This is a genomic window from Pseudomonas sp. Marseille-Q1929 (assembly GCF_017316265.1).
Lineage (GTDB): Bacteria > Pseudomonadota > Gammaproteobacteria > Pseudomonadales > Pseudomonadaceae > Aquipseudomonas.
Map to the genome: position 1 here is coordinate 1 of NZ_JAFLWU010000054.1, position 15,590 is coordinate 15,590.

Consider the following 15,590-nt stretch of genomic DNA (forward strand, 5'->3'; position numbering starts at 1 on the left):
CACCAGCGCAATGCCCACCGCCAGCGACGCCGCCAGCATCGACAGGCGTGCGCCGTAGACGACCCGGGTAAACAGGTCGCGGCCCAGTTCATCGGTGCCGAACCAGTGGGTGAAGTTCGGCGCGCGCAGCTTGTCGGCAGGGGAGGTGGCGTAGGGGTCAAAGCCGGTCAGCAGGTGCGGCACCACGGCCGAGACCAGCGCGAACAGCACCAGCAGCAGCGCCAGGCTGAAACCGGGTTTGCGCAGCAACGGCAGCAACACCGCCGTGGCGCGTTGCAGGCGGCTGCGGCGGCGCCACAGTGGTTGGCTGGCCGGCAGGGCTTGGCCGCGCAGGTTCTGCTCAAGGATGGTCATGGTCTAGGACACCTTCGGCGTGTGGGAGATACGCGGGTCGAGCCACGGGTACAGCAGGTCCACCAGCAGGTTGACCAGCACAAACGCCGCCGCCGACACCGCGACGATGGCCAGCACCACCGGGATGTCCTGGCGCAACACCGCTTCCTGGGCCAGGCGGCCGATGCCGGAGCGCGCGAAGATGGTCTCCACCAGCACCGCACCGGACACCGTGTTGCCCACCTGCAAGCCGATCAGCGTGAGGATTGGCAGCGCCGCGTTCTTGAAGCCGTGGCGCGCCTGCACCTGGCCGCGGCTGAGGCCCTTGGCGTAGGCGGTGACGATATACGGCTCTTGCCACACGCCCTGGAAACTGCGTTGCAGCACCTGGGCGTACACCGCCGCGCTGGGAATCGCCAGGGTCACGGCGGGCAATATCAGACTTTCAAAGCCCTTGCTGCCGGTGGCCGGAAACCAGCCCAGGCCAAACGCAAACACCTGGATCAACAGTAGGCCCATCCAGAACACCGGCACCGAAAAGCCCAGCGACGGCAGGCGTGTCAGGGCCTTTTTCAACGGTTGCCAGCGGATGTACGCGGTGAGGTAGGCCAGGCCAATGCCGCCGAGCAACGACAGCACGATGGCCAGGCCGGCCAGGGACAGGGTTTGCGGCAGGCGCTCCACCAGCAATTCAGCCACCGGGCGGTTCATCGACAGCGACTGGCCGAAGTCACCGCGCAACGCGCCCCACAGCAGGTCGAAGTACTGCTCGAACACGCCCTTGTCCAAGCCGTAATAAGCGCGGGCCTTGGCCAGGTCTTCCACCGACAGCGCATCGGCTTCCATGCCCGAGGCGCTGAGCATCAGCGACAAGGTGTCGCCCGGCAGCAGATACAGGATGAAGTAGGTGATGCTGTAGGCGCCCCACAACACCAGCAGCGCCTGTCCGACCCGGCCGATCAGGTAGCGGCTCATGGCGTGCCGATCTCGATATCACCCAGCAGGGCGAAACCTTCGGCGGTCCAGCGGAAGTTTTTCACTTTGGCCGAGGTCGCGGCTTGCCACACCCGCTCATACACCGGGAACGCCGAGCTTTCATCGATCAGCAGGTCTTGCAGGTCGCCATAGGCCGCCGCGCGCTGCGGGCCCTGGGTGGCGGTGATGCCCGCATCGAACAAGCCCTTGGCTTTTTCCAGCGTGGCCGGCTCATAGGTGTTGGTGGCCACGGTGGAACTGTTGGCGGTGCGTGGGTCGAGGATGGTTTGCAGGATGATCGGGTCGGCGCGGGTCATGTAGTTGATCGTCAGGTCGTAGTTGCCCGCCGAGTTGTTGGCCACCCACTCGGCGCGGGTGACCACGCTGAGTTTCAACTCGATGCCGACCTTGCGCAGTTGGTCCTGGATCAACACGTCGCCGGCGGTTTCCGCTGGGCTGATGTTGTAGCTCAGGCTCAGGCGCTTGCCGTTTTTCTGCCGGTAACCGTCGGCGCCCTTGGCCCAGCCGGCTTGATCCAGCAACTGTTCGGCGCCCGCCGGATCATAGCCGAGCTTGGCTGCCTGGCTCTTGGCGAAGGGCGTGGTCACGTCGAAGACGCCTTGCACCACCGGGAATTCGGCGTTGTACACGGTGCTGGCGTAGCTCGTGCGGTCGATAGACTTTTGCACGGCCAGGCGCACTTGGCGGTCGGCGAGGATGCGTTCGCCACGGGTGTTGGGGTACAGGTTCAGCGCCGGGCCTGGCAGCGAGCGGCTCTGGATGGTTGCGCCCTTGGACTGGAACAGCTTCAGGTCCACTTCGGAGAACGGGTTGCGCGGCCACAGGATGTCAGCCTTGCCTTGCAAGAACAGGCCGTTGCGCACGCTTTCTTCGGGGATGTAGGTGACGTCGATGGCGTCCAGATGGGCTTCGCCCTGGTTTTTCATATTGGCCGAGGCCCAGGCGTAGCCTTTGCGTTTGGTCAGGTGCGCGCCGACTTCCGGGGTGTAGCTTTCCAGCACAAAGGGCCCGGTGCCGATGATCTTGCCCAGGGAACGTTCCTTGACCGTCAGCGCATAGGAGGCGGGCGCGAGGATCGCCAGGTTGGTGGTGGAAGTGGCCTGCAAGAAACCCGCGTTGGGCCGCGACAGCACCAGCTTGACGGTGAAGTCATCGACCACTTCGGCGTGGTCGTAACCGGCCAGGTAGGTCGCGCCAAACGTGGCCGGCAACTCGGTGGCCAGGGCCTTGTCGCTGTCGAACGCGGTCTTCACCGCCTTGGCGTCGAAGCGTTCGCCGTTGCTGAAGGTCACGTTGTCGCGCAGGTGGAAGGTGTAGGTCAGCGCGTCGTCACTGACCTCCCAGCTTTTGGCCAGCCACGGGATGATCTTGCCGGTTTCCGGGTCCTGGTCGGTGAGGGACTCGGCGACATTGCGCAGCAGCACCCGGTGTTCCAGCCAATAGACCTGGAACGGGTCGACGCTGACCAGAATGGTGTTGTCGCCAAAGAACGCGATGTTCAGGGTTTTGTTGGCCTGGGCCTGCTCACCCGAAGGCGAGCAACCGGCCAGGGCCAGCGCCAGGGCGCACGGGGCCAGCAAGCGGCTCATCAAGTTGGAGGTAGTCAATGGTTAGCCCTCATGTGGCGGTTCGGGTGCATGTACGGTGTGGATCAGAAGTCGTAGGCCAGCTTGGTGTACCAGTAGCCGCCGCCCGGGTAGAACGGCGGGTTGCCGTAGGCCGCCAGGCCCAGGTTGCTGTACACCGCGTGCTTGTCGGGGCGTACGTCGAAGATGTTGGTGCCGCCGATGCTCACGGTGAGGTGGTCGACGAAGGTGTAGCTCACGTCCAGGTCGGTGATCCATTTGGCGCCGAAGCTGCGGTCGCCACTGGGGTTGACCGCGAGGGTCTTGACCGCGCCGTAGCGGGCGGTTTGCAGGTTCACCGCGAGGTTGGCGATTTTCCAGTTGGCGCCGAGGATCCATTTGGTCTTGGGCGAGGCGTCGGTGAGGTCGCCGGCACGGTCGCGGCCCACCAGGGTCACGCCGGTGTTGGCCAGTGCGGCCGGGGTGTCACGGCTGTCCTGGATGGTGGTCTTGTTCCAGTTGAAGCCCAGGCTCCAGCGCACTTCGCCGAATGCATCCAGCGGCGTGGTGTGGTCGGCGACCACGTCCAGGCCCTTGGTGCGGGTGTCGAAGGCGTTGGTGTAGTAGTTGACCCAGGTACCGGACGGCACGCCTTGGGCGGTGAGGATCGCGTTGATCGCGCCGTTGCCACGGTCATAGATATTGCTGGTGAGGGCGATGCGGTCGTCGATGTCGATCAGGTAGGCGTCGGCGGTGATGCTGGTGCGCGGCGCCGGTTGCCAGGTGAGGCCGAGGCCGAGGTTGCGCGATTTTTCCGGCTTGAGGTCATCGCCACCGAGGGCCTTGGCCAGGTTGCTGCCCGACGGCGTCAGGCGGGTCACGGCGGGCACCACGTTGCCGTCGGCATCCAGGGCCACGCGGTTGTCGGCGACGGTGTAGCCGATCTGCGTCAGCGACGGCGCACGGAAACCGGTGCCGACGGTGCCGCGCACGGCCACGCTGTCGGTCAGCTCATAGCGTGAATTGACCTTGAGGCCGAAGGTGTTGCCCGAGTCATCGTCGTAATGTTCGACGCGACCGGCCACATCCAGGAACCATTTATCGGTCAGGTCAAAACCCAAATCCAGGTAGCCGGCGACGTTGTTGCGGATCAGGCTGACTTCATCTTCCGGGCGGATCGTCACTGCCGCCTGCGCGCCCGAGGCGGCGGGGTAGGTGCCGGTGATATAGGCCTCGCGGTCACCGGCGAAGGTGCTGAAATGCTCCCAGCGATGTTCCAGGCCAGCCGACACCTGCACCGGCGAGGTCAGGTTGAACAGGCTGTCGTAGCGGCGGGTGAAGTCGAGGTTGTTCACCCACTGTTCAAAACGAAAGGTCGCCAGGTTATCGAACTTGGTCGGCGACGCGGTGCCCAGGGACGGGTTGATATTCAGATCGCTGGAGTGGTGCACATTGTTGCGCCCGTAGGTGGTGCTCAGGTCCCAGTTCCACTCGGCCACTTCACCCTTGCCGCCGAACAGCAACTGGTAGTCGCGGTCCTTGATGTTGTTCAGCGGGTAATAACCGTCGGGGAACACTTCGGGCACGGCGGCGGTGCCGGTGGGCAGGCGGAAATAGTTGGCGGCTTCGGCATCCCGTTCGCCGTAGGTGGAGAACGAGTACAGCGTGAGGTTTTCCAGGGGCAGTTCGGCGTTGTAGGCGAGGTTGAAGGCCTTGAGATCGGGGTCGCCGTTCTTGATCGCCACGCGGTCCCAGGCGGCTTCCTTGGCCGGGTCGTTGAAGGCCTTGACGCTGCTGTCGGCCTTGTCGTTCCACGACGCATTGCCGCGTTTGCGCGCGTCGGCGGAGAGGTGGAAAAAACCGCCCTGGCCCAGCTCGAAGCCTTGGTCGCCGGCGACCTTGATCGTCTCGCCTTCGCCTGAAAACAGCTGGCCGTAGCTGGTTTCCAGGTGGCCGCCGCTCTTGCTGTTTTTCAGGATGATGTTGATCACGCCCGCCACCGCATCCGAGCCGTACTGCGCGGCGGCGCTGTCCTTGAGCACTTCGATATGGTCCACGGCGCTGACCGGGATCAGGTCGATGTCCACCGCATTCGCGCCGCTGTTGTCGATGGAACCGCGCTGGCCGGTGGCGCCGTTGTGCCGGCGTTTGCCGTTGACCAGCACCAGGGTGTACGCCGGGCCCAGGCTGCGGTTGCTCAAGGGCCGCGTCACCGAGTTGTAGCCGGCGATATTGGTGCCGAAGTTGAATGACGGCAGCAACTTGGCAATCGCCTCGGACAACTCCGCGCGGCCGGTCTTGAGCAACTGGTCGCTGTTGATCACGTCAATCGGCGCCGGGCTGTCCGCCACGGTGCGCTCCTGACCGCGCAGGCCGGTGGAGATCACGGTCACGGTGTCGAGCTTGGCGTCATCGGCAAACGCCGGCGCAGCCGCCAATAGCAGGGAACTGGTCAGCAAGGACAGGTGGAACTTCTTCAGCGGTAGGGCGCAGGCGATATCGGGCATGTCAGCAATAGTCCATTAATTCTGGTACTGGCCCGTGGCGTGGGTACAGCTTCGAAAGCGAGGTAGGGGAAACGATTAAGGTGGGGTTGAACTGAATTTATTACTATAAAAAACCTGAGTGAAATTCTTTTTTCGAATAAGCTAATTATTAAATATTGTTATTTAGATAATTTATAAAATTATTAATATTTATGAAGTGGCGTCGACCGTTTCCACGCATTGAAACCAAGGCGCTGTTTGGCGAAGTCGACTGGGCGTTCGCCCGCCGATCTCACAAACACCGCTGATCCCTGTGGGAGCTGGCTTGCCTGCGATAGCGGTCGGTCAGTTACAGGTGTGTTGTCTGATCCGCCGCCATCGCGGGCAAGCCCGCTCCCACAGGGAATGGCTGGTGTGCCTATTTCTTGAGCCAGGCGCAAATTCAAATGTGGGAGCTGGCTTGCCTGCGAAAGCGGTGGTTCGGCTGGCATTTTTGGCGACAGGCACGCCGCCTTCGCGAGCAAGCCCGCTCCCACAGGGGATGGCTGGTGTGCCTATTTCTTGAGCCAGGCGCAAATTCAAATGTGGGAGCTGGCTTGCCTGCGAAAGCGATGGTTCGGCTGGCATTTTTGGCGACTGGCACGCCGCCATCGCGGGCAAGCCCGCTCCCACAGTTGAGCGGTGTTGATGGGGGAGAAAGTGTTCGATCATTCCCACGCAGAGCGTGGGAACGATCAAGCCCAACCTCAGCGCATATGCAGAATAATCGGGCTGCTACTGGCCGGATCGGTATGCCCGCGCAGCTTGCCCACCGCCTTCGCATCCACCGCGCCGCCATTATTGCCCCAGGTGCTGCGCATATAGCTGAGGACGTCGGCAATTTCCTGGTCCGACAGTTGCTCACGAAACGCCGGCATGCGATAGGCGTCCGGCACACCTGCCGCCACAACACGTTGCGAGCCGTTGAGGGTGATGTTGATCGCCGAGGCGCTTTCCTTGGCGAGGGCCGAGGTGGCGCCGGCCAGGGGTGGCATCCACTCGGGTTGGCCCTTGCCGTCCAGTCCGTGGCAGGAGGCGCAGCGGGTGGCATAGGTGTGGGCACCCGGGCCGGTGCTGGCGGTGGCTGGCTGGTATTGCCACGGCGTGCCGTCACGCTGTGGGTCGCCGGGCAGCGACTTGAGGTAGCGGGCGATGGCGCCCAGGTCGTCATCCTGCATGAACTGGGTGGAGTTGTTGAACGCTTCGGTCATCGAGCCGTAGACCACCGCGTGGGCGTTGCGCCCGGTCTTGAGGAACTGCACGATCTGCGGCTCGCTCCAGCGCCCCAACCCGGTGTTGGGGTCCTGGCGCAGGCTCGGTGCGTACCAACCGTCGAGCAGGGCGCCGGCGAGGAACGGCGCGCCAGACTCGTCCAGTGCCTTCTCGTTGAACGCCAGCCCGCGCGGGGTGTGGCAACTGCCGCAGTGGCCAGGGCCTTGCACGATGTAGGCGCCACGGTTCCAGAGCGCATCCTGCGCGGGTTTGTTCGCGTAGGGCGTGCTGGGGGCGAACACGCCATTCCACAGCGCGATGGGCCAGCGCAGGTTGAGCGGCCAGGGAATGTCGCTGGGGATGTTCGGCTCGCTGGCCGGTTGCACGCCTTTCATGAAGAACGCGTACAGCGCACGAATGTCGTCGTCGCTGAGCTTCACATAAGACGGGTAGGGCATCGCCGGATACAGTCGTCTTCCATCCGGCGTGACGCCATGGCGCACCGCGCGGTCGAAGTCGGTCAGGGTGTAGCCACCGATGCCGTGCTCCCGGTCCGGGGTGATATTGGTGGCGTGGATCGCCCCCAGCGGCGTGGCCATCTCCAGGCCGCCGGCAAACGGCGTCTTGCCCGGCAGGCTGTGGCAGGCCACGCAATCACTGAGCCGGGCGACGTACTCGCCGCGACTGACCAGTGCGGCATCCACACTTTGTGTTTGTTCAAAAGGCGAAGCGGGCTGGCGGGTCACGTACCAGGCCAGCACGCCTGCGGCGACCAGGCAGGGCAGCACCAGCCAGCCTGCGGTTCTTGCGAATCGACGGTTGTTCATGGGCAATTCCTGGCGGTTAGCTGAAGGTGTGACGGCTCATGGGCAGGCTGCGGATGCGCTGGCCGGTCAACTGCGCCACCGCATTGGCCACGGCCGGCGCGACGGCGGGCAGCGGCGGTTCGCCGATGCCACCCATCTTTTCGCCACTCTCGACAATCCGCACATGCACCCGCGCCATCCGCGACGGCGGCAGGATCGGGTACAGGTCGTAGTTGCGCGCCCGTGGCTTGCCGTCGATAAACACCGCTTCCTCCAGCAGCGTCTGGGACAAGCCCAGCGCCACCGCGCCATTCACCTGGGCTTCGACAATCGCCGGGTTGACGATGCTGCCCGGGTCAATCGCTTCCCAGATGTCATGCACCTTGACCTGGCCCTGTTCAATCGACACCTCGGCGATCACCGCCGCGTGGGAGCCGAACGGCGAAGCCATCGCCACGCCGCGCGCACGGCGGCTGCCGTCTGCGGCGGTGAACGGGCCGCGCTTCCAACCGCCGGACAACTCGCCCACCGCTTGCAGCAGGGTGGTCAGCCGTGGGTTGTCGCGCAGCAGGTGCAGGCGCAGTTCATAGGGATCGTGACCGCCCTTGTCTGCCAGCTCATCGAGGAAGGCTTCGTAGAAGAAGTCATTCAGCGAATTGCCCACCGAACGCCAATACCCCAGCATCGCCGGGCCCTTGACGTAGATCTGCGCAATGCGTTTGTTGGGTATCGCATACGACTTGCCCGACAACCCTTCCAACGCCGTAGGGTCGAGTTTGTCGCCCTGTTTGCCGGCAATCGCTTCGGTGGGGCCTTCGGTGGCGCTCACCGCCTCGATGGCCACGGGGAAGCCTTTGTCATCCAGCGCAGCGCGGAACTTGACCACCGCCACCGGGCGCAGCACATCCCGCAGGAACTCTTCTTCGCGGCTCCAGATCAACTTGATCGGGCGGCCGACGGCCTTGGCCAGCGCGATGGCCTGAGGATACGGACTGGCCGAGTCATACAGGAAATGCCGGCCGAAAAAGCCGCCGAGCAACGGCGAGTGCAAGTTGACCTGCGCCGGGTCGAGACCGGCGCGCTTGGCGATGTCGGCGCGGAACATGTCCGGCGCCTGGTTGGGCAGCCAGATGTCCAGCGTGCCGTCGGCGTTGAAGCGGGCGAGGGCGGACGGCGGTTCCAACTGGGCGTGGTTGACGTACTGGTTGTGGTAGGTGGCCTCGACGCGGGTCTTGGCGTCTTTCAGCGCGGCGGCGACGTCCCCTTCGTTTTCATCGTCACGCGCCGGGCCTTGCTGGGCGGCGAGCACGTCGCGCCAGCCATCGCTGGAAAAGTCAGAGGGCATCACCCGCACCTTGGCGTCGGCGCCGGCTTCCTGCCAATCGACCTGGATCGCCTCCACTGCGCGCTTGGCGTGCCACCAACGTTCAGCTACCACGGCCACGGCGCCAGGCAACTGGTGCACCGAATGCACGCCTTTCATGCCTTCGACCTGCGCCTGGTTGCGCAGGCTGCCGACGGTCATGCCCAGGCGCGGCGCATGCTGCACGGCGGCGTGGAGCATGCCGTCGACCTTCAAGTCGATGCTGTACTGCGCCTTGCCGGTGGATTTGTCATAGGCATCAACGCGGCGCACCGGCTTGCCGATCCAGCGGAACTGGCTCGGGTCACGCAGGGTGATGGTGGCCGGGTCCGGCACCGGCATGTCCAGGGCGCGCCCGGCCAACTCGCCGTAGCCCAGGGAACGCCCGGACGCGGCATGTACCACGCGGCCGGGTTGGGTGCTCAGTTCGGCCAGCGGCACGTTCAATTGCTCGGCACCGGCCTGCAACAACATGGCCCGCGCCAATGCACCGAGGCGGCGCATGGTCGGGTAGCTCATGCGCACCGACATGCTGCCGCCGGTGATGCGCATGCCGTTTTCCATCACCACATAAGCTTCGCCGGGCGGCGCGGCTTCGACAATAAACGTGGCGGGGTCGGCGTCCAGTTCTTCGCCGACAATCTGCGCCATCGCCGTGTGCGTGCCTTGCCCACCTTCCATAAACGGGCTGAGCAACCGCACGCTGCCGTCCGGGCGAATCTCCAGGAACGCCGGCACCTGGGTGCCGCGCTCAGCGGTGGCGGCTTGCACCCTGGACGAACCCAGCGGCAAACCAAAACCAATCACCAGCGCACCCACCGCTGTACTCGCGAGGAAATGCCGGCGTGACAGGTTCACCGGACCATCGAATAAGTCATCGCGCGTCTTCATCAGGCGTTCTCCTGCTTGGCCAGGTCGTTGACCGCCGCATGAATCGCGTTGTACGTGCCGCAACGGCACAGGTTGACCATCGCCGCGTCGATCTGCTCAGGGCTGGGCTTGGGGGTGTGCTTGAGCAGCGCCGTGGCCGCCATCACTTGCCCGGACTGGCAATAGCCGCATTGCGCCACCTGATGCTCGACCCAGGCCGCCACCACGTGCTTGCCCACCTCGTCGGCTTCAATCGCCTCGATGGTGGTGATTTCACGCCCGACCACACCGGCCACCGGGGTCACGCAGCTGCGTACCACGTTGCCGTCCACCAGCACCGAACAGGCGCCGCACTGGGCCAGGCCGCAGCCGTACTTGGTGCCGGTCAGGCCGAGGTCATCGCGGATGACCCACAGCAACGGGGTATCGGCATCAGCATCGACCTGATAGGTCGTCTGGTTGATTCGTAATTCCATGGCTCACCTGCTGATCGACGGTAGGTGCGGCCTTTATTTAGTAAGAAATGCGCTGGCCGCTTAGTGTCGAACTTTAGACCACCGCGCAAGGGCCATGTGGCCGGCTGTCGTCAAGTCCGCAGGATCAGGCAAGGATTCGCGAGGAATGGGTCAGTCAGACAATGTCATCGATCAGGATATGGTGCTGGCCCCGGCTACACCGCTCGATGCGCGCCTCGACCTTGTACACCGCGCGCAACATCGCCTCGTTGATCACCTCATGGCTCGGCCCGCTGCCCTGGGCCGTGCCGTCGGCAATCACCAGCACCTGGTCGGCGAAGCGCAGCGCCTGGTTGAGGTCGTGCAGGGCGATAAACACGATGACCTGGCGCTGGCGGGCGAGGGCGCGCATGAAGTTCAGCACCTGGACCTGGCGGTGCATGTCGAGGGCGCTGGTGGGTTCGTCCATCAGCAGCACCTCGGGCTCGCGCACCAGGGTCTGGGCGATGGACACCAACTGTTGCTGGCCGCCGCTGAGTTCGCCGAGGTTGCGAAAGGCCAAGTCGCGGATGCCGAGGGCGTCGAGCATCTCATCCACCAATTTCAGCTCGTCATCGTGCACCGTCCAGCCCGGCGCCAGTTGCTTGCGCGCCAGCAGCACCGATTCGTACACCGTCAGCCGGGCGCTGGCGTTGAGGCCCTGGGGCATGTAGCTGATGCCTTGCACGCCCTTTGCCGAGCCTTGCAGGCTCACCTCACCCGGCCCGTCGATCAGCCCGGCGATGCGCTTGAACAGGGTGGATTTGCCCGCGGCGTTAGGGCCGACCACCGCGACCACCTGGCCGCCGACAAAACGCGCGGTGCTGACGCCGCTGATGATGGTGCGCGGCCCGTAGCAGGCGCCCACGTCGTGCAGCTGGAGACTTACCATGAGTTTTTCTTCCTGCTGAGGATCAGGGAGATAAAGAACGGCACGCCGATCAGCGAGGTGACCACGCCAATCGGGAAGATCGCCCCGGGGATCAGGGTTTTGCTCACCACCGAACTGGCTGACAGGATCAACGCGCCGGTCAGCAACGAGGCGGGCAGGAAGAAGCGTTGGTCTTCGCCGATTAGCATGCGCGCGATGTGCGGGCCCACCAGGCCGATAAAGCCGATGGTGCCGACAAACGCCACCGGGAACGAGGCGAGCAGGCTGACCATGATCAGCGTCTGGAAGCGCAGGCTGCGCACGTTGATGCCGAAGCTGGCGGCCTTGTCATCGCCCAGGCGCAGGGCGGTCAGGGCCCAGGCGCGTTTGGCGAAGATCGGCAGGGTAATCAGGATGACCAGGCAGATCACCCCGAGTTTGGGCCAGGTGGCCTTGGTCAGGCTGCCCATGGTCCAGAACACCACGGCGGCCACCGCTTGTTCGGTGGCAAAGAACTGCACCAGCGCCAGCAGCGCATTGAAGGTGAACACCAGGGCGATGCCCAGCAGCACGATGGTTTCCGCAGTCACGCCACGGCGCAGGCTGAGGAAGTGGATCAGCAGCGCGCAGAGCATGGCCATGATGAACGCGTTGAGCGGCACCATGTACTGCGCCGCCAGCGGAAACAGCGCCACGCCAAATGCCAGGCCCATGGCCGCGCCGAAGCTGGCGGCGGCGGACAGGCCCAGGGTGAACGGACTGGCCAGCGGGTTATTGAGGATGGTCTGCATCTGCGCCCCGGCCAGGGACAGCGCGGCGCCCACCGCCACGGCCATCAAGGCCACGGGTAGGCGGATGTCCCACATCACCACGCGCACTTGCGGGGCTGCACTGTCTGGCGAGAGCAGGGCGCCGAGCACTTCGCTGAGGCTGTAGCGCGCCGGGCCCAGGGCCAGGTCGAGCAGCACACTGCACAGCAACAGCACGGCCAGGGCGCAGAGGATCAGGCGTTTGCGCAGGACCAGGCGGCGGTAGGTGACCGTCATGGCTTGAGGCTCACAGAGTAGCCCGGCTCATACGGTACCGGCAGGAAGCGCTCGTGCAGTTCGCGAAAGGAGGCTTCGGGATCGAGGTCGGCAAACAGCGTCGGGTGAAACCACTTGGCCAATTGCTGGATCGCCACGAACTGGTACGGGCTGTTGTAGAACTGGTGCCAGATGGCGTGGAAGGCCTGGTTTTGCTGGGCCTGGATGCCGGCATAGGCCGGGCGACCGGTGTACCACGCCAGTTTGCGTCGGGCCTCGGCCATGTCGGCGCCGGGGCCGACTCCGACCCAATGCCCACCCGGTGCGAACGCCTCCCAGTTGGCGCTGGTCACCACAACATGGGCGGGGTTGGCGACGATCACCTGCTCGGGGTTCAACTGGCCGAACGTGCTGGGGATGATGCCCTTGGCGATGTTATTGCCACCGGCCAGCTCGACAAACAGGCCGAAGTTTTCATTGCCGAAACTCAGGCAGCAATCGTCGGTATAGCCGCCGATGCGCTCGATAAATACCGCCGGGCGCGCCGGTTGCTGCGCCGCGATCACGTCGGTGACGCGGCGGATCTGTTGGTTGCGAAACGCGATAAATGCCTCGGCCTGTGGCTCCTTGCCGAACAACTGGCCGAACAGGCGCATGGTCGGCTCGGTATTGGTCATCGGCTGGTTGCGAAAGTCCACGTACACCACCGGGATGCCCAGGGCGTCGAGCTTCTCGATATAGCGCGCATCCTCGGTGGCGTGTTGCGCCTCGATATTCAGGATGATCACGTCGGGGCGCTGGGAGATGGCTTGTTCGATGTCGAAGGTGCCGTCTTCAAAGCCGCCGAAGGTGGGGATCCTGGCGATGGCGGGGAATTTGCGCAGGTAGGCGTTGTAGGTGTCCGGGTCGGATTGGATCAGGTCCTTGCGCCAGCCGACGATGCGTTCGATGGGGTTGTGCGTGTCCAGCGCGGCCACCAGGTACAGCTGGCGGCCCTCGCCGAGAATCACCCGTTGCACCGGCAGGTTGACCTTGACCTGGCGACCGAGCAGGTCGGTGACCGTAGTGGGTGCTGCCAACGCCGGCATTGCCAGCCACCCGGTGAACAACAGCGCCGCCAGGACGTGGCCGCGTCGAACAATCGAAAGCATCATGGGAGCCCTTGCAGGTATCAGAAATCGACCGTGGCCGAGAGGAGGAGGGTGCGTGGCGACGCCTGGGAGAACGCGCCGTAGGAGGCCACGCCGGACCAGTACTGGCGGTCGAACAGGTTCTGCACCGTGGCGCGGAATGTGGTCGGCCGCTCGGCGATGCGCGTGCTGTAGCGCGCGCCAACATCGATGCGGGTCCAGGGATCGAGCCGCTGGGTGTTGGCCTGGTCGACGTACTGGCTGCCGGTGTAGATCGCGCCGCTGGTCAACGTCAGCCCCTCGACCCACGGCGTGTCCCATTCGCCCCACAGGTTGGCTTGCACCTCGGGCACGCCCACCGGTCTATTGCCGCGATTGGCGGCAGTGCCGGTCTGGGTCAGCTGCGCATCCAGCAAGGTCACGCCCGCGAGCAGGCGCGTGCCTTGGGCGACTTCGCCAAACAGGTTCAATTCCAGGCCACGGTTGCGCTGTTCGCCCTGCACCGAGAAGCGTCCGGCGGCCAGTTCACCGCTGGGTTTTTCGATCTGGAACAGGGCCAGGGTGGACATGAAGGTGCCGTAGTCGAGCTTGACCCCCACTTCATGCTGCCTGGACACGTACGGCGCAAAGACCTCCCCGGCGTTCGCCGCGTTGGACGGCGCCACGTCGCCCTTGCTCAGGCCTTCGAGGTAGTTGTAGTAGAACGCCACGTGCTGCCACGGCTTGAGCACCACGCCGAACAGCGGCGTGGTCTTGCCGTCGTCGTAGGCCGTGGTCACCGCGCCGGCGCTGTTGTAGTTGTTGGACTGGATGCGCTGTTGGCGTAGGCCCACCGTGACCTGCACACGCTGGTCGAGCACGGACAGGGTGTCGGCGATGGCCACGCCGGACAGCTCGGTGGCGGAGACTTTCGGCGCGTCCGGCTTGGCAATCGACGGCTTGGGGCGGTCGATGGGGTGGTAGATATTCGACAGCACCGAGGCGCCGGAAATAATCCCCCGCGACAGCTCATCGCGATAGCGGCTGGCCTGCACCACGCTGCTGTGGCTGATCGGCCCGGTGTCGAAACCCATGCGGGCGCCGGCGTCGACGGTGTAGCGCTGCACTTCGAAGCGGTAATAGCCCGGCGTCGAATCGGTGTCGCCGGCGGCGTTGATGATCTTCGGGGTTTGGTCGGACATACGCGCCACCGCCGATTTGCCGCCGCCGGCGTGGGCGAACAGGGTCAGGTTGTCGCTGAGGTCATATTCGCCGCTGAGCAACGCGGATTTGTCACGGGTGCGCGACCAGCCCCAATCCTGGCTGACATTGGTGCGGCCGTTGGCGGCGCCGGGAATGGCCACGCCGGGGGCGATCAGGAACGGGCGGGAGGCGGCGTCGAACTCTTCTTCCTGGGAGATCAGGTCCAGGCTGGTGCGCAGGCGCTCGCCCTGATAATCCAGGGACAGCGCACCAATCCCGACTTCACGGGATTGGTCGTCGATCACCGTGTTGCCCTGCTGCACGCCACCATTGAGGCGCAGGCCAAAACGACGCTCGTCGCCAAAGCGCCGGCTGATGTCGATGCGGTTGCCGACGTGCGAATCCTGGGCATAGCTGGCGGTGTAGCGGGTGAGGTCTTCGTCGAGGGAACGCTTGGGCACCACGTTGATCACCCCGCCCACCGCGTTGTTGGGCGACATGCCGTAGAGCAGCGCGCCCGGGCCCTTGACCACTTCGATGCGCTCGGCGTACTCGGTGAACACGCGGTAGTTGGAGGCCACGCCGTACACGCCGTCGAAGGCCAACTCGCCGAGGTTGCCTTCGCCGACCGGGAAGCCACGGATGAAAAACGAATCGACAATGCCGCCGGTCTGCCCGGTGGAGCGCACTGAGGAATCACGCTCCAGCAGGTCGCCGACGGTGGTTGCCTGTTGGTCCTTGATCAACGTGGCGGTGTAGGTGCTGACGCTGAACGGGGCGTCCATTACGTCGCTGTTGCCGAGCATGCCCAGGCGCCCGCCGACCGCGACCTGGCCGCCGGAGTACGCCGGTGGCAGGCTGTCGGCGCGCTGTTCGGTGGCGCTAACGGTGGTTTGTGACAGGGTGACGCGGCGTTGTACCAGGGTGTAGCTGCCGTCTTCGCGCAAGACCATTTCCAGGCCGCTGCCGGCGAGCAGGCGGGTGACGGCTTCTTCGGTCGAGTAGGTGCCGGAGAGGCCGGGGCTGGTGAGGCCTTCGGTGAGGGCGGGGAGGAACGACAGGGCGATGCCGGCGTCCACGGCGAAGCTCGACAGCGTGGCGCCGAGGGGGCCGGGGGTGATTTGGTAGGTGTGCAGGGTGACAGCGTCCAACTGCGCGGCCATGGCGGCGCTGGTGAGGGCCAGGCTGAGCAGTGCGCTGCGGATCACGAGCATGGGT

At 64.8% G+C, this 15,590-nt stretch carries 10 protein-coding genes and 1 pseudogene; all 11 read right to left on the bottom strand.

Annotated elements, in window-relative coordinates:
• Positions 1-354: pseudogene (locus J1G37_RS28600) on the bottom strand (ABC transporter permease); the annotation flags it as partial.
• 3 nt (positions 355-357) lie between these two features.
• Complete coding sequence (locus tag J1G37_RS28605; protein WP_207047128.1) at positions 358-1,308, bottom strand: ABC transporter permease; 951 nt, start codon at positions 1,306-1,308, stop codon at positions 358-360.
• The gene (locus J1G37_RS28610) at positions 1,305-2,918 is read right to left on the bottom strand and encodes an ABC transporter substrate-binding protein (protein ID WP_207047140.1); all 1,614 of its coding nucleotides are present in this window, start codon (positions 2,916-2,918) and stop codon (positions 1,305-1,307) included. Before J1G37_RS28610 ends, J1G37_RS28605 begins: the two co-directional genes overlap by 4 nt.
• A gap of 62 nt (positions 2,919-2,980) precedes the next feature.
• Positions 2,981-5,401 carry a TonB-dependent receptor gene (locus J1G37_RS28615; protein WP_207047130.1) on the bottom strand — a complete coding sequence of 807 codons (2,421 nt, stop codon included), beginning with the start codon at positions 5,399-5,401 and terminating at the stop codon, positions 2,981-2,983.
• A 725-nt stretch (positions 5,402-6,126) separates the two neighbouring features.
• Positions 6,127-7,458 carry a cytochrome c gene (locus J1G37_RS28620; RefSeq protein ID WP_207047132.1) on the bottom strand — a complete coding sequence of 444 codons (1,332 nt, stop codon included), beginning with the start codon at positions 7,456-7,458 and terminating at the stop codon, positions 6,127-6,129.
• A gap of 16 nt (positions 7,459-7,474) precedes the next feature.
• The gene (locus tag J1G37_RS28625; protein WP_207047134.1) at positions 7,475-9,691 is read right to left on the bottom strand and encodes a xanthine dehydrogenase family protein molybdopterin-binding subunit; all 2,217 of its coding nucleotides are present in this window, start codon (positions 9,689-9,691) and stop codon (positions 7,475-7,477) included.
• The gene (locus J1G37_RS28630) at positions 9,691-10,146 is read right to left on the bottom strand and encodes a (2Fe-2S)-binding protein (protein WP_207047135.1); all 456 of its coding nucleotides are present in this window, start codon (positions 10,144-10,146) and stop codon (positions 9,691-9,693) included. The genes J1G37_RS28625 and J1G37_RS28630 overlap by 1 nt, the downstream gene beginning before the upstream one ends.
• Before the next feature lie 154 nt (positions 10,147-10,300).
• The gene (locus J1G37_RS28635) at positions 10,301-11,056 is read right to left on the bottom strand and encodes an ABC transporter ATP-binding protein (RefSeq protein WP_207047137.1); all 756 of its coding nucleotides are present in this window, start codon (positions 11,054-11,056) and stop codon (positions 10,301-10,303) included.
• Entirely contained in the window at positions 11,050-12,081 is a 1,032-nt protein-coding gene (locus J1G37_RS28640) for an iron ABC transporter permease (RefSeq protein ID WP_207047139.1), read from the bottom strand. The genes J1G37_RS28635 and J1G37_RS28640 overlap by 7 nt, the downstream gene beginning before the upstream one ends.
• A complete protein-coding gene (locus J1G37_RS28645) occupies positions 12,078-13,211 on the bottom strand; it encodes an ABC transporter substrate-binding protein (protein ID WP_207047141.1) in 1,134 nt (377 codons plus the stop codon). The genes J1G37_RS28640 and J1G37_RS28645 overlap by 4 nt, the downstream gene beginning before the upstream one ends.
• 20 nt (positions 13,212-13,231) lie before the next feature.
• Positions 13,232-15,586, bottom strand: a complete 2,355-nt coding sequence (locus tag J1G37_RS28650; RefSeq protein ID WP_207047142.1) for a TonB-dependent receptor — start codon at positions 15,584-15,586, stop codon at positions 13,232-13,234.
• Positions 15,587-15,590 lie beyond the last annotated feature (4 nt).